21 protein-coding genes and 1 other RNA gene are annotated in these 19,142 nt (G+C 57.2%); 7 read left to right on the top strand and 15 right to left on the bottom strand.

Going from position 1 to position 19,142, the window contains the following annotated elements; translation table 11 throughout:
* Positions 1 to 70 precede the first annotated feature (70 nt).
* From cysS to BM152_RS09805, 3 genes are read left to right on the top strand one after another with little or no spacing between them, the layout of a single operon-like run.
* Positions 71 to 1,486, top strand: coding sequence for a cysteine--tRNA ligase (gene cysS / locus BM152_RS09795; protein ID WP_066600244.1), 1,416 nt, complete (start codon positions 71 to 73; stop codon positions 1,484 to 1,486).
* On the top strand, positions 1,483 to 3,123 hold the full coding sequence (cimA, locus tag BM152_RS09800; protein ID WP_066600242.1) for a citramalate synthase: 1,641 nt from the start codon (positions 1,483 to 1,485) through the stop codon (positions 3,121 to 3,123). The genes cysS and cimA overlap by 4 nt, the downstream gene beginning before the upstream one ends.
* 12 nt (positions 3,124 to 3,135) lie before the next feature.
* Positions 3,136 to 3,915 (top strand): squalene/phytoene synthase family protein, encoded by a 780-nt coding sequence (locus BM152_RS09805; RefSeq protein ID WP_066600239.1) that lies wholly within the window; start codon positions 3,136 to 3,138, stop codon positions 3,913 to 3,915.
* Here the strand turns inward: BM152_RS09805 and BM152_RS09810 are convergent.
* The 9 genes from BM152_RS09810 to BM152_RS09850 form a co-directional block, all read right to left on the bottom strand.
* Positions 3,888 to 4,148: a ribbon-helix-helix domain-containing protein gene (locus tag BM152_RS09810; protein ID WP_231730472.1), complete on the bottom strand. Its 261-nt coding sequence runs from the start codon at positions 4,146 to 4,148 to the stop codon at positions 3,888 to 3,890. The two genes, BM152_RS09805 and BM152_RS09810, sit on opposite strands and share 28 nt — an antisense overlap.
* Positions 4,145 to 4,354 carry a DUF4169 family protein gene (locus BM152_RS09815; protein ID WP_066600233.1) on the bottom strand — a complete coding sequence of 70 codons (210 nt, stop codon included), beginning with the start codon at positions 4,352 to 4,354 and terminating at the stop codon, positions 4,145 to 4,147. The genes BM152_RS09810 and BM152_RS09815 overlap by 4 nt, the downstream gene beginning before the upstream one ends.
* A 114-nt stretch (positions 4,355 to 4,468) precedes the next feature.
* Positions 4,469 to 4,792 carry a hypothetical protein gene (locus tag BM152_RS09820; RefSeq protein WP_066600221.1) on the bottom strand — a complete coding sequence of 108 codons (324 nt, stop codon included), beginning with the start codon at positions 4,790 to 4,792 and terminating at the stop codon, positions 4,469 to 4,471.
* Positions 4,793 to 4,944: 152 nt separating this feature from the next.
* Positions 4,945 to 6,336, bottom strand: coding sequence for a class II fumarate hydratase (gene fumC, locus BM152_RS09825; protein ID WP_066600218.1), 1,392 nt, complete (start codon positions 6,334 to 6,336; stop codon positions 4,945 to 4,947).
* A 119-nt stretch (positions 6,337 to 6,455) separates the two neighbouring features.
* A complete protein-coding gene (locus tag BM152_RS09830) occupies positions 6,456 to 7,013 on the bottom strand; it encodes a class I SAM-dependent methyltransferase (protein WP_066600213.1) in 558 nt (185 codons plus the stop codon).
* Positions 7,014 to 7,229: 216 nt separating this feature from the next.
* Positions 7,230 to 7,721 carry an SspB family protein gene (locus tag BM152_RS09835; protein ID WP_066600210.1) on the bottom strand — a complete coding sequence of 164 codons (492 nt, stop codon included), beginning with the start codon at positions 7,719 to 7,721 and terminating at the stop codon, positions 7,230 to 7,232.
* A gap of 136 nt (positions 7,722 to 7,857) precedes the next feature.
* Positions 7,858 to 8,233: a transfer-messenger RNA gene (gene ssrA, locus BM152_RS09840) on the bottom strand.
* A 78-nt stretch (positions 8,234 to 8,311) separates the two neighbouring features.
* On the bottom strand, positions 8,312 to 9,352 hold the full coding sequence (locus BM152_RS09845) for an extracellular solute-binding protein (protein ID WP_066600324.1): 1,041 nt from the start codon (positions 9,350 to 9,352) through the stop codon (positions 8,312 to 8,314).
* A gap of 147 nt (positions 9,353 to 9,499) precedes the next feature.
* Complete coding sequence (locus tag BM152_RS09850) at positions 9,500 to 10,213, bottom strand: FadR/GntR family transcriptional regulator (protein ID WP_066600209.1); 714 nt, start codon at positions 10,211 to 10,213, stop codon at positions 9,500 to 9,502.
* 93 nt (positions 10,214 to 10,306) lie between these two features.
* Here BM152_RS09850 and BM152_RS09855 point away from each other — a divergent pair, with 93 nt between their 5' ends.
* Together BM152_RS09855 and BM152_RS09860 are read left to right on the top strand one after the other, a co-directional pair.
* A complete protein-coding gene (locus BM152_RS09855) occupies positions 10,307 to 11,281 on the top strand; it encodes an oxidoreductase (RefSeq protein WP_414835844.1) in 975 nt (324 codons plus the stop codon).
* A gap of 66 nt (positions 11,282 to 11,347) precedes the next feature.
* Positions 11,348 to 12,169 carry a sulfite exporter TauE/SafE family protein gene (locus BM152_RS09860; RefSeq protein ID WP_066600207.1) on the top strand — a complete coding sequence of 274 codons (822 nt, stop codon included), beginning with the start codon at positions 11,348 to 11,350 and terminating at the stop codon, positions 12,167 to 12,169.
* Positions 12,170 to 12,263: 94 nt separating this feature from the next.
* Here the strand turns inward: BM152_RS09860 and BM152_RS09865 are convergent, their stop codons facing one another.
* The 5 genes from BM152_RS09865 to rocF form a co-directional block, all read right to left on the bottom strand.
* Positions 12,264 to 12,449, bottom strand: coding sequence for a DUF1289 domain-containing protein (locus BM152_RS09865; protein WP_066600206.1), 186 nt, complete (start codon positions 12,447 to 12,449; stop codon positions 12,264 to 12,266).
* On the bottom strand, positions 12,449 to 12,922 hold the full coding sequence (gene ruvX, locus BM152_RS09870) for a Holliday junction resolvase RuvX (RefSeq protein WP_414835843.1): 474 nt from the start codon (positions 12,920 to 12,922) through the stop codon (positions 12,449 to 12,451). Before ruvX ends, BM152_RS09865 begins: the two co-directional genes overlap by 1 nt.
* Complete coding sequence (ccmI, locus tag BM152_RS09875) at positions 12,919 to 14,151, bottom strand: c-type cytochrome biogenesis protein CcmI (protein WP_066600203.1); 1,233 nt, start codon at positions 14,149 to 14,151, stop codon at positions 12,919 to 12,921. The genes ruvX and ccmI overlap by 4 nt, the downstream gene beginning before the upstream one ends.
* Before the next feature lie 313 nt (positions 14,152 to 14,464).
* On the bottom strand, positions 14,465 to 15,520 hold the full coding sequence (locus BM152_RS09880; protein WP_066600196.1) for an ornithine cyclodeaminase: 1,056 nt from the start codon (positions 15,518 to 15,520) through the stop codon (positions 14,465 to 14,467).
* Complete coding sequence (gene rocF, locus BM152_RS09885; protein ID WP_066600193.1) at positions 15,520 to 16,449, bottom strand: arginase; 930 nt, start codon at positions 16,447 to 16,449, stop codon at positions 15,520 to 15,522. The genes BM152_RS09880 and rocF overlap by 1 nt, the downstream gene beginning before the upstream one ends.
* 131 nt (positions 16,450 to 16,580) lie before the next feature.
* Here rocF and BM152_RS09890 point away from each other — a divergent pair, with 131 nt between their 5' ends.
* Both BM152_RS09890 and BM152_RS09895 read left to right on the top strand, forming a co-directional pair.
* Positions 16,581 to 17,015, top strand: coding sequence for an Lrp/AsnC family transcriptional regulator (locus tag BM152_RS09890; RefSeq protein ID WP_066600190.1), 435 nt, complete (start codon positions 16,581 to 16,583; stop codon positions 17,013 to 17,015).
* 113 nt (positions 17,016 to 17,128) lie between these two features.
* Positions 17,129 to 17,863: a helix-turn-helix transcriptional regulator gene (locus tag BM152_RS09895; RefSeq protein ID WP_231730471.1), complete on the top strand. Its 735-nt coding sequence runs from the start codon at positions 17,129 to 17,131 to the stop codon at positions 17,861 to 17,863.
* Positions 17,864 to 18,219: 356 nt separating this feature from the next.
* Here the strand turns inward: BM152_RS09895 and tsf are convergent, their stop codons facing one another.
* Positions 18,220 to 19,095, bottom strand: coding sequence for a translation elongation factor Ts (tsf, locus tag BM152_RS09900; RefSeq protein ID WP_066600180.1), 876 nt, complete (start codon positions 19,093 to 19,095; stop codon positions 18,220 to 18,222).
* Positions 19,096 to 19,142: the final 47 nt, after the last annotated feature.

Genomic DNA, 19,142 nt, shown 5'->3' on the forward strand with positions numbered 1-19,142 from the left:
GCGGGTCCGGTCTCTTTTCTCCTGAATTGAAAGCTGATACGCCCGCGGGGACACCCGAAGGGACAGGCTTATGACTGTGATCAAACTCACCAATTCGAAGACCCGCAAAAAAGAAGTTTTCGAGCCGATCGATCGGAATAATGTGCGGATGTATGTCTGCGGCCCCACGGTCTATGACCGCGCCCATATCGGCAATGCGCGGCCCGTGATCGTGTTTGATGTGCTCTATCGCTTGCTGCGTCATGAGTACGGGCCTGACCACGCCACCTATGTGCGCAACTTCACCGATGTTGATGACAAGATTAACAAAAAGGCCAAGGATACAGGCCGTTCGATCAAAGAGATCACCGACGAGACCATGCAGTGGTATCTCGACGACATGCGGGCCGTGGGCGCACTTGATCCCGACAAGATGCCACGGGCGACGGAATTCATCGGCGCGATGATCTCGATGATCGAAGGGCTGATTGAGAGCGGTCATGCCTATGCGGCAGAAGGGCATGTGCTGTTCTCTGTCGAGAGCTACAAGGATTACGGCAAGCTTTCAGGCCGCAGCATTGACGACATGATCGCGGGCGCACGGGTCGAAGTCGCCCCTTACAAGCGCAACCCGATGGATTTCGTGCTTTGGAAACCGTCTTCCGACGATCTGCCCGGCTGGGACAGCCCGTGGGGACGGGGCCGCCCCGGCTGGCATATCGAATGTTCGGCCATGTCTTATGAATTGCTCGGTGAAACTTTTGACATTCACGGCGGCGGCAACGACCTGATGTTCCCGCACCACGAAAACGAGATCGCCCAAAGCTGCTGCGCCCATCCGCAGGGGGGCTTTGCGCGCTACTGGCTCCACAACGAGATGTTGCAGGTCGAAGGCAAGAAGATGTCCAAGTCTCTGGGCAATTTCTTCACCGTGCGGGATTTGTTGGATGGCCATGATGGAATGCCGGGCGTGCCGGGGGAAGTGATCCGTTATGTGTTTCTCTCTACGCATTACACCAAGCCTATGGACTGGACAGCAGAGAAAGCAGCAGGGGCGGCGAGCAGGCTCGATACCTATATTAAACTCATGGCAAACACCGTTGATTTGGAGAATGCGAAAACGCTCAAGCCCTTGCCAGAAATCGTTGACGCTTTGGCTGACGATCTAAACACACATGCTGCTTTGCAAGGATTGAACGAACTCGCCAATCACGCACAGTGGGACGAGCTCGCTGCGAACCTTGTTTTCCTTGGCTTTTATACATTCGAGGATTTGACCCAGCGGTTTGAAAGCTTGAATGAGGCAGTTTCTTCCCTTGGAAGTTGGAAGCTCAGATTTGAAAGCGAAAGAGAAAAAGCCAAGGCAACGAAAGACTTTTCTCGCGTTGACCAACTGCGGAACGCTCTTCTTGATGCTGGGGTGGAAGTAAACATTGGCAAAGAGGGAGTTCAGTTGACGCCCCTTCCGAGCTTTGATCCCGATCTGTTGAAAGATTTAGAGCCATGACCACAGCTACCACCAAAGATCGCCTCTACCTCTACGACACCACGCTGCGCGACGGGCAACAGACCCAAGGCGTTCAATTCTCCACCGAGGAAAAGCATGAGATCGCCGCCGCGCTGGACCATCTGGGCGTTGATTATATCGAGGGCGGCTGGCCCGGTGCGAACCCGACCGACAGCGCCTTTTTCGCGGCTGCGCCAAAGACCAAGGCCATCTTTACCGCCTTCGGGATGACCAAGCGGGCAGGGCGCTCGGCGGAGAATGACGAGGTGCTGGCGGGCGTGTTGAATGCCGGAACCCGTTCCGTCTGTCTCGTGGGCAAGACCCATGATTTCCACGTCACCACCGCGCTTGGCATTACGTTGGAGGAAAACCTCGACAATATCGGCAAGTCGGTGGCGCATCTGGTGGCGCAGGGACGCGAGGCATTGTTCGACGCGGAGCATTTCTTTGACGGCTACAAGGCCAATCCCGACTATGCGCTGGCCTGTTGCAAGGCGGCCTTTGAGGCCGGTGCGCGCTGGATCGTGCTGTGCGACACCAACGGCGGGGCGTTGCCCTCCGAGGTCTTCGAGATCACGGGACAAGTCATTCAGGCGGGTATTCCGGGTAATCACATCGGCATCCACACTCATGACGACACGGGCAATGCCGTGGCCAACAGCCTCGCTGCGGTCAATGCGGGCGCACGGCAGGTGCAGGGCACGCTGAATGGTTTGGGGGAGCGCTGCGGCAATGCCAATCTGACCACGCTGATCCCGACATTTCTGTTGAAAGAGCCTTATAAATCGCAGTTTGACACAGGGGTGAACGAGGCCGCACTTGCTGATCTGGTGAAGACCTCGCGGATGCTCGACGACATTCTCAACCGCGTGCCTCTGCGCTCCGCGCCCTATGTCGGGGCGTCGGCCTTTGCGCATAAGGCAGGGCTTCATGCCTCGGCCATCCTCAAGGACCCCAGCACATACGAACACATCCCGCCGGAGGTTGTCGGCAACACGCGGATCGTGCCGATGTCCAATCAGGCGGGCCAGTCCAACCTGCGCAAGCGGCTTTTGGACATGGGTCTGGAGGTTACGGAGAAGGCCGATCTCGGGCGTATTCTCGACCGGATCAAACAGCGCGAGAGTGAGGGCTATTCCTACGACACGGCGCAAGCGTCTTTCGAGTTGGAAGCGCGGCGGGAATTGGGACGGATGCCGGAGTTTTTCACGGTGGAACGCTACCGTGCCACGGTGGAACGCCGCCGCGATGCCAAGGGGCGCGAGGTCCATCTCTCCGAGGTCACAGTGGTGGTGAATGTGGCCGGTGAACGGCATCTCTCCGTCTCCGAGGGCATCATGGCCGATGGCAATGACGGCGGACCGGTTAACGCGCTTTCCAAGGCACTGGTGAAAGATCTCGGACCCTATTCGGAGATGATCTCCGACATGGAGCTGGTTGATTTCAAAGTTCGTATCACCAATGGCGGCACCGAGGCCCGCACCCGTGTGATCATCGATTTCGAAGACAGCCAAGGGCGGCGCTGGTCCACCGTGGGCGTGTCCTCCAACATCATAGACGCCTCCTTCGAGGCGCTTCTGGATGCGGTGCTGTGGAAACTTGTGCGCGACGGGGCCAAGGCGCTCGGCGCCGAATAAGGAGAGCGCAAGATGTCCGTTCAAGCCTGTGCAGAGATCGTCCAAAAGGGCGACAAAGACCGGTTCCGCGCCACGATGGCCGCGCCTGTGGCCGCGCGTGAGGTGCTGTTTCCGATCCATGCCTTTTGTCTGGAGGTCGCAAAAGCGCCGTGGGTGACGCAAGAAGCGATGATCGCGGAGATGCGGCTGCAATTCTGGCGGGATGTTTTGCAAGAAAAGATCGATGGAAAGCCGCCCCGCGCCCATGAGGTCGCGGCCCCTTTGGCGGCTGTTCTGGATACGACCTCTGCGCAAGCATTGGATGACACGGTGACGGCACGGCAATGGGACATCTACCGCGATCCGCATGAGGATGACGCCGCCTTCCGGCGCTATCTGCATAAGAGCTACGCGATCCCGATGCATCTGGCCGCGCGTCTTCTTGGCGCACCGGAAAACAGCGCCAAAGCGCTCAATGCCTTGGGCTATGCGGGAGGCTTGGCACGGTATTTGATCGCGATTCCGGGGCTACAGGCGGCAGGGCGTATTCCCTTGGTGGACGGACGACCCGAGGTGGTCGCACAACTGGCTAAGGAAGCACATGAACAGGGCCGTTGGGGTGCGCAGCAGTTGGGCAAACTGTCCAAAACCGCGCGCGCGCCGATGATCGACGCGGTGATGCATCTGCCTGTGCTCAAACAGGCGGCAAAGACCCCTGAGGCGGTTCTTGACGGTGCATTGGGGCAGGGGCCGGCCCGCAAGGCCTTGCGGCTTGCGCTGGTGTCTCAGTCTCCGAGCTGGGCTTTGTTCTGAGTGTAAGCGAGAACGTAGACACGGATTGCAGAGGCCAGCCCGCTTTCCACACCGCGCATTTCGTCAATCTCGGCGGCTAGCACGTTGATCGGAATATTGCGCTCTTTGGCAATTTCCCGAAAGGCCCGCCAGAAAGGTTCTTCAAGAGAAACCGAGGTGCGATGCCCGTGCAGCGTCAGTGAGCGTTTGATCGGACGCCCGACCGGCATCATGGGCGGTAATGCGGGTGTCATGGCGTGTCGTCCCGCTTGTGCGCCTCAAGCGTGGCCTCTGCCTTGGTCTTTTGCGCCTCTTCCAATGCCTTTTGCGCTTTCGTGCGCCCGAATTTCACTGCATTCTCGTCAGCCTGAACGCGTTTGTCGCTGCGGGCCTTGGCTTTGCGAAACCGGTTGAGGTTGACGATATTCGGGGGCGTGTCGGAAGGCGGGGTGGAAGACATCGGAAAATCTCCTGCGTAAGAGGTCTTATGATACCTCCTGTCTTCCCCGTGATCCAGATTTCTTTTGTCTTTACCGGCCTGTTGTGATGTGGGGGCCGAGGCCCCCACTGGTCTTCAGTTCTGTGCCGGACGTTCGGGACGGTGTTCTTTCATCACCGCTTTGAACGATTCAGCCGTGATCTCAGGGTTGTGCTCTTGCAGGCAGCTGATCAACTCGGGGTTCGGTCCGCGTTCCCCATCAGGGCGTTTGCCGGATTCTTTCGCGGCTTTCATTTCCTCGCGCGAGGGGGCGTTGTCTTTGAAGCACTGTTTGAGCTGTGCCTCGGAGACGCCGATCTCGCTGGCGATCTCATTCATCGGCAGACGCGGCCCGTTTTGAGCAAAGGCTGCACCGGTGGTCAGGGCAATGAGCGGAAGGGCGTAAATCAGATGTTTCATTCTATCCTCACAATATGTCGTCGTTGTGAGAGTGATACGCGGCAAGGCCGGGCTTCTGTCGCGTAAAAGAAAAGGCGACCCGAAAGCCGCCTTCACGTTTTTGTTAGCCTGCGATGCGCCGCGCTACGCGTTGCGACAGCGCGGGGACGGGTTTAGTCCTTCGGGCCGATCATCTGTTCGGGGCGCACAACCTCGTCAAAGGTCTTCTCGTCGACAAAGCCCAGAGCGATGGCTTCTTCCTTCAACGTGGTGCCATTCTTATGCGCGGTTTTCGCAACTTTCGTGGCATTGTCATAGCCGATGGTCGGGGCCAGAGCCGTCACTAGCATCAGGGAGTCGTGCAGGAGTTTCTCGATACGCGGCTCGTTGGCTTCGATACCGGACACCATGTTGTCGGTGAAGGCCGATGCGCTGTCGCCCAAAAGCTGCATGGATTGCAACACATTGTAAGACATCATCGGGTTGTAGACGTTCAGCTCGAAATGACCTTGCGAACCGGCAAAACCCACAGCAGCGTCATTGCCCATGACATGTGCGCAGACCATTGTCAGAGCTTCGGCCTGTGTCGGGTTGACCTTACCCGGCATGATGGAGGACCCCGGCTCATTTTCCGGCAGGATCAATTCACCCAGACCACAGCGCGGACCGGAGCCCAGCAGGCGGATGTCATTGGCGATTTTGAACAGCGAAGCGGCAACGGTTTTCAGCGCGCCGGAGAACATCACCATCGCGTCGTGACCGGCAAGCGCTTCGAACTTGTTCGGGGCGGTGACGAAGGGCAGGCCGGTGATCTCGGCCATATTCTTGGCCACGGCTTCCGCCCAACCTTTTTTCGTGTTGAGGCCGGTGCCGACCGCGGTGCCACCTTGCGCCAGTTCATAGATCGCGGGCAGGCATTGTTCGACGCGTTTGATACCCATGCGGACCTGATGCGCGTAGCCGGAGAATTCCTGACCAAGCGTCAGCGGCGTGGCGTCTTGCGTATGGGTGCGACCGATCTTGATGATGTCCTTGAATTTCTCGGACTTCTCTTCGAGCGCAGCAGCCAGTTTGTTCAGCCCTGGCAGCAACACGTCACGGGCCTGCATAGCGATGGCGACATGCATGGCGGTCGGGAAGGTGTCGTTGGAGGACTGACCCATGTTGCAATGGTCGTTCGGGTGGACCGGATCTTTCGACCCCATCGTGCCGCCCAGAATTTCAATCGCGCGGTTGGAGATCACCTCGTTGGCGTTCATGTTGGACTGGGTGCCCGAACCTGTCTGCCAGACCACGAGCGGGAAGTTGTCGTCGAACTTGCCGTCGATCACTTCGGTGGCGGCTTGCACGATGGCGTCGCCAAGCTCCTTGGCCAGTTTGCCCTGCGTCATGTTTTCCAGAGCACAGGCTTTTTTCACCACACCCAAGGCGCGGATGATCGGCACAGGCTGGCGTTCCCACCCGATCGGGAAGTTCATGATCGAGCGCTGCGTCTGCGCGCCCCAATATTTATCGGAGGGAACTTCAAGCGGGCCAAAGCTGTCGGTTTCTGTACGGGTGGTCATCGGGGCACTCTCCCATGCTATGCCAAAGATTGCCTTGCCTATAAGGCTTTGAGGAAAGGCTTGCAATGTATACGCAGGCATACATGCCTCTGATAGCGCTAAAAGACGGGCCCTTGGCGTCAACTGGCGCGGCGGCGATATTCAAACACTCGCGCAGGCGGTAAATTCGCCCAGACCGTGCCGCGTTTTTCGGCGCTCAACCCCAGCTCACCTTGCATTTCGGGCGACACGGGGGAGCTGTTCGCATAGGTGATCTGTGTGAAAAACGCACCTTCTGCCATGACTTCGAAGGCGCGCCCGACCACGGCGCGTTGCAGTGCGGGTTTGGCCAGAACCGGCACGCCGGAAATCACTGCGCCGATTTGTTCCAACCCGATGTCGCGGATGTCTTCGGCAGGGCGGTTGACCACGCGCACACCGGGAAATTTTTCACACAGTTCGACACAGAAACGCGGGTTCAGTTCCAAAAGCGTCAGCCGCTCCGGATCAACACCGCGGGCGAGGATTTCACGGGTGAAGGCCCCAGTGCCCGCGCCGATCTCGACAATCGGGCCGCAGACATGTTCGACACCTTCGGTCATGAGGCGGGCCACGGCGGTGGAGGAGGGCGCAATGGCGCGCACCTCGTCAGGGTTGCGGATCATTTCGGCTAGGAAAACGGCAAAATCACGCGGCATGTCTGGCTCCTGTGTGGTCCGAAAGCCTGCCGCACCGCCTGCGGCACGTCTGGCTGGCGCGTTCACGCGAACGCTTGATCCGGACAGTTTGATGCCCACGCGTTCAAATCAAGCAGAGATGCCGCTCTGTTACGCAAAATTCATGCGGCTGTTTCCAAACATATAAAAAGGGGCCGCGTGGCCCCTCGTTTTGTCGTTTGCGTGGATGAGATGGACTTACTTGCGGAATTTGTCCAGCGATACGATCTCCGCCTCTTTCGGCCCGTCGTCTTTTCCCGCTTCCTCTTTGGGCTCCAGACTTGTGACCTCGGCATCATGAGGGATGTCGTCCTCCTCCATTTCCTCAACGTCATATTCCTGTGTCTCAAAGCGCAGCCCAAATTCCACGGAAGGGTCCACAAAGGTACGGATCGCGTCATAGGGAATGTAGAGCGGTTCGGGATTGTCGCCGAAATTCAGCGTGATGGCAAATCCGTCGTCGGTGACATCAAGATTGTCGAACCAGTGCTGGATGACGATGGTCATCTCTTCGGGGTAGCGGTCAGAGAGCCAGTCGGCCAGTTCGACATCCGGATGCATCGTGTCGAAAGTGATAAAGAAATGATGTTCCCCCGGCAGACCGTCTTTTGCCACGCTGTCGAGCACCTTGCGGATCAATCCGCGCATAGCGTCATGCATGAGGTTTCCGTAATCGATGGTTTGCGCCATCTGTTCGTCCTTTCCTTATCCCTTGTCCTCACCATAAGGGATTCTGCCGGAGAGGGAAGAGGTGAAGCGCCAAAGAGAACCATCGCAATGTTGCGACAGGAGGACTCGCGTTCCGAACGGGCAGGTTGGGGGAGTAGGTGCAGGTTTCTGTTGCCAGGTACCTGCGAACCCCGCCTGATGCTGCTAGGCGTCAGGGCTTAGATTTCGATATTTCGCACAGCTTACGCTGCGAGAGCCATCGGAGCTTTGTTGTCGTTTGCAACTAGCTTGAATGAACCGATAACGGTGGTATCTCACCGAGACAAAGCAAACCCCTTTAGACGTCCGTCGATCCTATTTCGTCCCCATGATCCAATCTCTTGCCAGCCCCAAACGATGGCTGAAGAGAGGTATTTGGTGGAGACGCCGGGTACCGCCCCCGGGTCCGATCCGCTTATTACGAGCGCGTTTATGTCCATAGTTCCCGAGGGAACAGGGTATATCTAGGTCAGCAGGGCGCGGGTTTCAAGGGGGCAAGCTGTAAAGTCACGAAAAACGCCGCCTATGTAAAGGCAGGCGGCGTTTTCATTTTTTTACATTAATCTAGCGGCTTAGAAGCCGGCCTTGATCTTCTCGAACTCTTCGGACTGCTTTTCACGCAGCTCCACCGACATTGGCAATTGAGCCAGAATGGGAGCATCAATGGGTTCAAGACCGCCGGCCTCAAGCGCCTCCAGCCCCAGAGAGGACAGGCCTTCGCTGTTGGAAATACCGTAGCCAGCGTCCATCAGGACTTCGGCGTTGGAGACATCAAGGAAGCCATTGAGATAGTCATAGGCCTTGTCTTCGGAGCCGGGGCCGTCTTTGAGATTCACATAACCGCAGAGCCAGAGAGAGGAACCTTCTTCCGCTTCCCGCTGGAAGCCCACGGGGAAACCTTCGTCCACCAACGTCGGGTAGGTCTCGTTCCATGCCCAGGAGATCAGCACTTCGCCGGTTGCCATCAACTGCGACAACTCTGCCGGATCGGTCCAGTAGGTGCGCAGGTTCGGATGCACTTCGCGCAGCCAGTTGGAAGCCGCTTCGAACTGTTCATCCGTCGCCGTGGTCCAGTCGGTCGTGCCAGTGGCCAGATAGGCCAGCGCATAGGCATCGTCCACATTGTCCGGCAACGTCATACGGCCCGCATATTTCGGGTCTTTGAAAACCTGAAGAGAGGCCACATCTTCGGCAGGCACTTCTTCAGTATTATAGGCTATAGCCGTGGAGCCGAAATCGGTCGGAATGAAGTATGCGCTGTCTGCGGCCACATCACTGCCCAGAAGGTTGCTGTCGAGCTTCGCGTAATCGGTGATTTTCGACGTATCCCACGGCTCGATAATACCGCTTTCTTCCCATTTCTTCACGGAACCGGCACAGACGTGGCTGACATCGGCCTTGAAGCCGGACACGAGCTTTTGCAACGCTTCGTCTTCCTCGCCGAAAAAGGCGAAAGACGGGGTGTCCCCGTGCTTTTCGATATATTTGGCGTGGAAAGCCGGATCTTCAAACCCCGAGTAATCAAACACCAGAAGGTCTTGATCCTCGGCAAAGGCCGCGCCGGACAGAACCGTGAGCGCAACGCCGCCCAGAAGGGTTTTCACAGTATTCATAAAGGTCATCTCCCTGAAAATGGACCAGTTTCAGATACTGACGCTATCAGGGGATTTGTTCTTTGCAAGCCGGATCATTGCCTGATCACAGTTGTAAATGGTGTAGGGTGTAATTTGATCAAATTATATGCAGGGCGTGTCAGACTGTTAGCTTAATGCCGTGCGCAGGGTCTGGTCCCGCAAATAGTCCATCAGAATCTCAAGACGCGACCCCACACGCGCCTCAAGCGCATCCACCATCGCCTCATGCAAGGAGATGACCGCATCGCGATCCCTTTGGCGATAGGTGAGCATGTTCATCAAGGGCTCGATCCCTTCGACCGCCGCCGCCAGTTGCCACGACAGAACCGGATTGCCTGTGGCATCCACTAACGCGCGGTGAAAGGCCACATCCGAGGCGCAGAAATCCTCGTCGGAGAGTTCCGGATCTTTCTGTCTGTCGATTTCATGCCGCATGGCGTCAAGGTGATGCTCTTGCCGGTTCTTCGCCGCCAGCCGCGCACAGCCGCGCTCAAGTGCGAACCGCGCCTGACAGGCTGTGGCAATATCCACCTCGTTCAATGTAATGAGCAGTTTTGCGGTCGAAGCCATTTGCGCATAGGCATCTTCAAATGTCTGACGATTGACAAAGGCGCCACCTGTGGCGCCGCGTTTCGTGCGGATCAGGCTTTGCGCTGCCAGCCGTTTCAACGCCTCGCGCACTGTGGCTCGGGAGACGCCATGGGCTTCGGAAAGCTCCGACTCAGAGGGCAGGCGATCATCGGCCACAAGGCTGCCATTGAGGATATCCTGACGGATGCGCTCTGCAATATCGGCAGATAAATCTGTGTGTTTTTCAGGACTTGATGAATTGTCAGACATTTTACTTGCCATTCGCGTTAATTGTCTGACATTTATGAGGGCAAGAGAATTGAAACGCAAGTTGGAAAGGAGGCCCGCATGCGCGCCCTCATTATGGAACAGAACTCTGACGGCCTTGCCGAACCCCATATCAAGGAGATTTCCGAAGACGCGTTGCCGGAGGGCGATGTCCTGGTGCGGGTGGAGTATTCCACGCTGAACTACAAAGACGGGCTGTGCCTGTCTCCAAAAGGGGGCGGATTGGTGCGTAACTACCCGCATGTGCCCGGGATCGATTTCGCAGGCACTGTCGAGACCTCGGAATGCCCGGACTTCAAGCCCGGCGACAAGGTGGTTCTGACCGGCTGGCGCGTAGGCGAAGTTCATTGGGGCGGCTATGCTGAAAAGGCACGGGTGAAATCCGACTGGCTCGTGCCGCTGCCCGACGGGGTGACAACACGACAGGCCATGGCCGTTGGCACCGCAGGCTTCACCGCCATGCTGGCCGTTATGGCGTTGGAAGAGCACGGGCTGAAACCGGATCAGGGGCCGGTTCTGGTCACAGGCGCAACTGGCGGCGTCGGCTCCGTGGCCACAGCCATACTCGCACATCTGGGCTATGAGGTCGCTGCTGTGACTGGACGTCCCGAGGGGGCCGACTATCTCAAATCCATGGGGGCGACACAGATTGTCCCGCGCGAGGACATCAATGAAACGATAAAGCGCCCGCTCGAATCCGAAACATGGGCCGGATGTATCGACGCGGTCGGGGGCGAGATGCTGGCCCGTGTTCTGGGGCAGATGAAATATAACGCCTCTGTGGCCGCAATCGGCCTTGCGGGCGGCGCTGCCGTGCCCGCGACGATCATTCCGTTTATCCTGCGGGGCGTGAACCTCTTGGGTATCGATTCCGTGACCCAGCCGAAAGAGAGACGTATCCGCTGCTGGAACCGGATTGCGACCGATCTGCCAATGGACAAGCTCGAAGCGATGATCCAGCCCGCCACGCTTGAAGACCTGCCCGAACTTGGCGCATCGATTCTCAAAGGTGGGGTGAAGGGCAGGGTGCTGGTCGACCTCTCCGCATAAACGCAGCCCCGCGTCCTGAAAAACGCGCTCTTCTCAAGGGCGCGTTTTGCGATTAACCAGCACCTTATGGATATTTCGACACTTCTCCCGTTCATCGCCCTGATCGTCGCCATCGGCGCTTTTGCGGGTATTCTCGCAGGTCTTCTGGGCGTCGGAGGGGGCATCGTTCTGGTGCCGGCCTTCTTCTATACCTTTGCGGCTCTGGGCTATGAAAGTCCGCAACTCATGCAGATCTGTCTGGCCACATCTCTGGCGACGATCATTGTGACCTCGATCCGGTCCGTTCTGTCGCACCACAAGAAAGGTGCTGTTGAATGGTCGATCTTGAAAAGTTTCGGTCCGGGGATCGTTGCAGGAGCCCTAATTGGCGTGTTGGTGGCATCCTCGCTGCGCTCGGCAACGTTGCAGGTGATCTTCGGCATTGTTGCGATTGTCATCGGCCTCTATCTGGCCTTCGGGAACGCCTCATGGCGGCTGGGTGTTGCGATGCCAAAAGGGATCATGCGTGCCATTATCGCGCCATTGATCGGTTTTCTCTCCGTGCTTATGGGCATTGGCGGCGGATCATTCGGTGTGCCGACCATGACACTCTACGGCGTGCCGATTCACCGCGCGGTCGCCACTGCCGCAGGGTTCGGCGCCATCATTGCCATTCCCTCCGTGATCGGTTTTCTCTTTGTCAACCTACCCCCAGAGGTCACGCCGCCGCTCACCATTGGCGCCGTCAATATCCCTGTCTTCCTCGTCGTGATCTCCATGACTCTGCTCACGGCGCCCCTTGGGGCCAAAATTGCCCATGCGATGAACCCGAAACCGCTCAAGCGGGTTTTCGGCGGATTTCTGATCCTTGTCGCGCTCAACATGCTGCGTAAGGCGCTGATGGGGTGATTTTTCTTGAGTATTTGAAGCACAAAGGAGAGATGTTTCCTTTGTGCGAATAAATACTCATATTGCGCAAAACATACGAACAGGCATGGCCGTGTTAAGCCTTGGAACGAGGTTGGCGCTTCTGCAGGTCTGCCATGATCGTGGCACGTTCATTGGCGCTCATCCGCGCCCAATCCATGATTTCCTCGATTGAACGGGCGCAGCCGATGCAGAGCCGTGTTTCAGGATGGATTTGGCAGATATTCGTGCAGGGGCTTTCGATCTTGCCGTTTTGCCCCATCAGAGATTCCTCAAACGATCCAATGCCCCTTGAAGGATCACGCTGGCGGCCACCTGATCGATTTTTGCGGCGCGCTTGGCACGAGACATATCCGCCTCAAGCATGGCACGATCTGCGGCCACAGAGGAGAGGCGCTCGTCCCAGAAGGTGATTGGCAATTCGGTCAACTGTCCGAGATTGCGGGCAAAAGCGCGGGTTTTCTGGCAGCGAGGCCCTTCGGTCCCGTCCATATTGCGGGGCAGACCAAGGACAATGCCGGACACCTCGCGCGAGGTGAGAAGCTTGAGCAGGGCTTCCGCATCAAGCGTGAATTTCTTGCGCCGGATTGTATCTGTGGGCGTGGCCACGGAGCGCAGGCGGTCCGAAATCGCTACGCCGATGGTTTTATCTCCGAAATCAAGCCCTGCTACAGAGGTCATGGGCGGCAGGGCTGCGGCGAATTCCGCCACATCATTGGTGATCAAGGCGCTCATTCGACCAGTCCTGCTTGTGCGGCACCGGCGCGGACCACGGCGAGATCTTCGGGGTTTGCACTGAAAATCACCTGCGCCTCGTTCCAGATGTCGCGCGCCCGATCCGTATCGCCCAACATGGCGAGCGAAGAGATCAAGCGGCTCCATTCTTCCGCCGTGCCGCCGTTGTTGGCGAGCCGCGCTGACAGGCCTTCGACCATGCCGCGGATCATTTCCTGACGGTCTTCGGGGCTCATGTCGGCGGCGGCTGCGATATCTTCTTCGGAGGGGCCGGAGAGGCTGTTTGTAGGGGCAGGGGGTAGGGTATAGCGAATCCCAGCGGCCTGAGCCACGGCTTCGATCTGGGCACGGATCGGTCGAACCCAAGGGTCTTGTGCTGTCGAGGAGGACAGAAGCGGTTGCCAGAGTTTGAATGTCATATCGGGACGTCCGGTCTGAGCGAACATCAGGCCGGAATAATAGATCGCCGTGCCGTTTTGCGGATCGCGCTGGAGCGCCTTGGTCAGCGCATCTTCGGCCTCGGGAGAAACAAAACCGCCGGCGGCGAGGATCATCATATCCGCCAGATCGGCGTAATCATCTGCTGTGGCGGCGGGCCCTTTGATCCGCAGCACATTCTGTTGTGCTTCATAGGCGCGTTTATAATTGCCTATCACGGCCTCGTTGCGCGCCAGAAGTATGTGGCCTTGCAGATCATCGGGGCGGTTTTCGAGAGCCTCGCGCAACTGGGCTACCAAAGACAGCAAACGCTCATCGGGTTCTTGTATGGGCGGCGAAGATGGGCGTTGAGTTTCGATTTCGGCCTGTGAGGGTCGCGAGGCGCGGGACTCGTCGGCGAGCGCGATCCTGCGAGACAGCGGCAAGTCCTCATAGGCCGGCGCGCCCAGATCATTGTAAAGCCACAGCGCACCGCCGATCACAGCGATCCCAAGACCGGCTGCGCCCCAAATCGGCGCTTTGCTGTTGGATGAGGTTTTGCCTGTCTGTGCTTTGTCGGCTTCCAGCAAACGGCGTGAGACTTCGGTCCGCGCACGGTTGGCATCTTCTGCGGAGAGCACACCGCGCGCTTCGTCACGGTCCACTTCCTTGAGCTGGTCACGATAGACCTTCATCTCGATCTCGCGGGTATCATCGGCCTGTTGTCCGGCAACGCGTGGTTTGCGCATGGCGAGAGCCAGCGGAACGGCGCAGAGGACGGCGATGGAAATGGCGATGATCCAGAAGGTCATGTCGGGCTCTTTCAACGTACGGTTCGACGCCCAGCTTTAACGGTGCAAGGAAGGCCAGAAAACCCCAAATGACGAGGGTGTGACCGAATGGCCCGTGGTTTCCTATGCGCGGCTTTCCAAGGGGTGCGCACGGGGGCGGTTCTGGTGGTCATGTCTTGTCATGGTTTAAGTTCTATCTGTACATCTTATAATCAGTATTATGTATAATGTAGTGCTGATATGAAGCGCAAATATGAGATTTTAAGTGGCTAATTTGAAATACAAAATGCATGGTAGCAAGGCCCGCCACGCGTGACAGGCCTTGCTTATGTGCTCACCCTTTGGCGCGTTGGACCATGCCGAATAGATCGCGCGGATCATCGGGATCGGCCAGCATGTCGAGCGGTTCGGCGAAATCCGTGCCGTCGACCTTATCGCGCACAAACCGCAGCGCGGAGAAATCCTCGATGGCGAAACCCACACTGTCAAAGAGCGTGATCTGCGCTGCATCACGTCGGCCTTGGGCCTCGCCACGCATGACCTTCCAAAGCTCGGTCACAGGATGATCGTCAGCGAGTTGTTGGATTTCGCCTTCGATCCGCGTTTGTTCCGGATATTCCACGAAAATATCGGAGCGCAGTAAAATGTCTTTATGCAGTTCCGTCTTACCAGGACAATCGCCGCCAATAGCGTTGATGTGCTGACCGCGTCCGATCATGTTGTCGCTCAGGATCGTGGCATATTGCTTGTCAGCCGTGCATGTGGTGACGATCTGCGCACCTTCCACGGCCTCCTGACCGCTTGTGCAGGTGGTGATGTCAAACCCCTGCCCTTCGAGATTGCGCTTGGCCTTGGCTGTCGCCGCTGGATCAATGTCGTAGAGGCGCAGCGTGTTGATGCCGCACAAGGCACGGAACGCCAGCGCCTGAAATTCGCATTGCGCACCATTGCCGATCATCGCCATGACCTTGGAGCCTTCGGGTGCCAGATAGCGACCAACCAGCGCAGATGTGGCGGCAGTCCGCAGCGCGGTCAGGATCGTCATTTCTGTGAGCAACACCGGATAGCCATTTGAAACAGATGACAAAACACCGAATGCCGTGACGGTCTGGAAACCTTCCTTCATGTTCTTCGGATGACCGTTTACATATTTGAAACCGTATAGCTCGGCATCCGCCGTGGGCATCAGTTCGATCACGCCCTCATGGGAATGCGAGGCCACGCGCGGGGTCTTGTCAAACTCCGGCCAGCGCTTGAAATCCTCTTCGATATAAGCGGCAAGCTCGGTGATAAAGCCTTCCGCGCCCATCGTATTGACGAGCCGCATCATGTTGTGAACGGAGACGAAGGGAACAAAAGCGAGGTGCGAGGGGGTAAGGTCAGTCTTCATTATCCAAAACTCCGGGTCATACGGTCGAGAACGCGGCGGCCAAAGAGGCTTGCTGTAAGGTCACAGAGCAGTTTCGCCGTGCGCCCGCGTTCATCAAGAAAAGGGTTCAGTTCAACAAGATCGAGCGAGCCGACAAGCCCGCTGTCACAGAGCGTTTCCATAATCAGATGCGCCTCGCGAAAGGTCGCGCCGCCCGGCACGGTGGTGCCTACAGCCGGCGCAATGGCTGGGTCGAGGAAATCCACATCGAAACTGACATGAAGACGCCCGTTTGCGGCGCGGACACGGTCAAGAAAGGCCCGCAGCGGCACAAGGACACCCGTCTCGTCAATGGCGCGCATGTCCTGCACATCCATGCCAAGCTGCTTGATCCGCGCCTCTTCGGCGGGATCGACGGAACGGATGCCGATGAAACACATGTTTTCGGGCGCGACCTTGTGCGCCAGATCCGGATAGGCCTCACAGCCCGCCTGCCCCGTGAAATATGCAACGGGCGTGCCATGCAGGTTGCCGCTTTCGGTCGTGTCCAGCGTATGCAGATCGGGATGGGCGTCCAGCCAGAGAACAAAGAGCGGGCGGCCTTCTTCGGCGGCCACACGCGCCACGCCGGGCACTGTGCCCGCAGACATGGAGTGATCCCCGCCCATAAAGATCGGCAGATCACTGTTACGGGTGGCCTCATAGGCGGCAGGCTCCAGCGCATTGATCCATGCAATCGTCTCCGCGAGATTGTGCACTGCCGCATTGGCATCGTTGACGGGCGTCTGGGCGTCAATTTGCACATCCCCGCGGTCTTCGACCTGCCAGCCGAGACTGGCGAGCGTGTCGGAGAGGCCAGCGGTGCGCAGGCTTGCGGGGCCCATAATGCACCCGCGTTGAGACGCACCGGTTTCAATCGGTGCCCCGAGAATCAGGCAGGATTTGTGCATGAGAGAAAGCCTTTGTCATCTGGGTTTGAGTGAGATCTCCTTGAGTATGACAGAGTGCGATGTCGGTTTATTCTTTTAAATTGATCATTTGGCATTTAATTTCATTCAAGATGATAAGGTAATTTAGCAAAATGACAAAAGACACCCTTTCAGATAGCGATCACGCGATCATTGCGGCCTTGCGCCACAACGCGCGGATGTCCATCACGGAACTGGCACAGCATACCGGCCTGTCGCGCAGCACGGCCAAAAACCGGCTTGATGCGCTTGTCGCGGAGGGGCGAATCCGGCGGTTCACCATCGAAACCGATGTGGATGTCGAAGGCGAAGTGCGCGCCATCACTCTGGTCGCTCTTCAGGGCAAAATGTCGCGGCAGGTGATCCGTGCGCTGGCCCGTATTCCCGGCGTGACTACCGTCTATGCCACTAACGGGGCTTGGGATCTTGTGGCCGATATCAGGACCGACAGTCTGGTGCGTTTCGACCGTATTTTGCGGGAAATTCGCGAGGTTCCCGGGGTGGTCAATTCGGAGAGTTGCCTGCTTCTGGCGCATGTTGTGGGCTGACTTTTCCGCGAGAAAACGGTTTCAAAACATTCTTGCGCGTGCCCTTTGATATTCCGAGACACCTTGCGTTCCGTGGGTGATATATTTACCTTCGTTGCATGGGGGATAAGGGCTTGAAAAAAGACATACAAACCATCCTTTCGGCCAATACCGTATCCGAGGTCTGGGAGCCGCTGCTGGCGTATTTGCAGCAGATCGGTTTTCATCATGTTCTCTATGGTTTCACGCGGTTTCACACGCCCAACGGCTTTGGTGACGACAAGGACCATCTCTTCCTGACCAATTTCGATCAGGACTATATGAAGGGCTATTTTCTCGAAGGACGGTATCGTCACGCCCCTATGATCCGGTGGTCGATCGACAATGTCGGTGCTTGCTCATGGGGTTGGATCACGGAGAATATGGATAGTTTTACCAAGCAGGAACGTGATGTTGTCGCCTTTAACAAGAAAATGGGCGTAACCTGCGGATATACCATCGCATTTCCCCATGCTTTGAAACGTGCAAAGGCGGCGATTGGTCTGTCTCTGGAACCTCACAAAGGCACTCAGGAGGAAGCCGACGAAATCTGGGCGCAGCACGGTGAGGAACTGGAGATCATTTGCAGCGTTGCGCATCTGAAACTGGTCAGCCTGCCGCTTCCGAAACGGATGCTCACCAAACGCCAGCGTGAGGTTCTTGAATGGATCGGCGATGGCAAAACCGTGGCGGACACAGCGCAGATTCTCGGGCTGAACAAAGCGACGGTAGAAAAGCACCTCCGGCTTGCCCGCGAGGCGCTGGGGGTCGAGACCACCGCACAGGCGGTTTTGAAAGCCTCCATGCACAATCAGATTTTCACCTTCTGACTTTGGCCGATGTTGGTGGGAATCCCGGTCTTTTGCTCAACATTTGAACAAGTGCGTTTATTTTTATCCAAAAGGTAAGGTTTTACGTAGTTGTATACAATGCCTTGAAAGGCGAGGTTACACCTGTTCTGGCTTTCAAGGCTTGGCCTTAGGGACAGAAGTCCGGGATCGCCATCGATATTCGGCTTACCGATACTTCATTGAGGACCGTGCGTTTATTTATCGACGTGGCGGTCCTTATTTTTTCACCCTGCCCCGCTACATCATCACATCGATCTGAATGCGTAACTGGTGAATGCACAACAAAAAAGGGCCGCCTCGCGGCAGCCCTTCGTAATTTGTATATATGCTAGAGATCAGCCCTGCATTGCTTTCGCAACTTCAGCAGCGAAGTCTTCGGTCTCTTTTTCGATGCCTTCACCCACTTCGAGACGTACGAAACCGGTGATTTCGGCACCTGCTTCTTTTGCGGCTTTCTCAACGGTGAGATCAGGGTTCACAACGAAAGCCTGACCGAGCAGTGTGGACTCGGCGATGAATTTCTTCATCCGGCCTTTGATCATGTTTTCGATGATGTTGTCAGGCTTGCCGGATTCTTTGGCAATGTCGATCTGGATCTGCTTTTCCTTCTCGACCACAGCCGGGTCAAGGGATGCTTCGTCGAGACCTTGCGGGTTGGCCGCTGCGATGTGCATGGCAACCTGTTTGCCAAAGGCTTCGTCGCCGCCTTTGAGACCCACGAGCACGCCGATTTTGCCAAGACCGTCAGCCGCAGCGTTGTGGACATAGGTCACAACCGTGTCGGCTTCGATTTTGGCCATGCGACGCACGGACATGTTTTCGCCAATGGTGGCGATCTTGTCGGTGATCAGCTCGGAAACCGGCTTGCCGTTTACATCAGCGGATTTCAGAGCGTCCACATCAGCCACACCAAGAGCAGCCTCAGCAATGTCTTTCACCATGGTCTGGAATTCGGCGTTTTTCGCAACGAAGTCGGTTTCGGAGTTCACCTCAACGGCAACACCCACGCTACCGTTTACAGCGACGGCCACGAGGCCTTCGGCTGCGGTGCGACCGGATTTCTTGGCGGCTTTCGCCAGACCTTTGGTGCGCAGCCAGTCAACGGCGGCTTCCATATCACCATCGGTTTCGACCAGCGCTTTTTTCGCGTCCATCATGCCCGCGCCTGTGGATTCGCGCAGTTCTTTCACCTGAGCAGCAGTGATTGCCATGTCGGCTCTCCTCGAATGTCTTGGATCAGTTTCGGGGGCCGGATTAC

The organism is Celeribacter halophilus (assembly GCF_900114135.1).
In the GTDB taxonomy this organism is placed as follows: Bacteria; Pseudomonadota; Alphaproteobacteria; order Rhodobacterales; family Rhodobacteraceae; genus Celeribacter; species Celeribacter halophilus.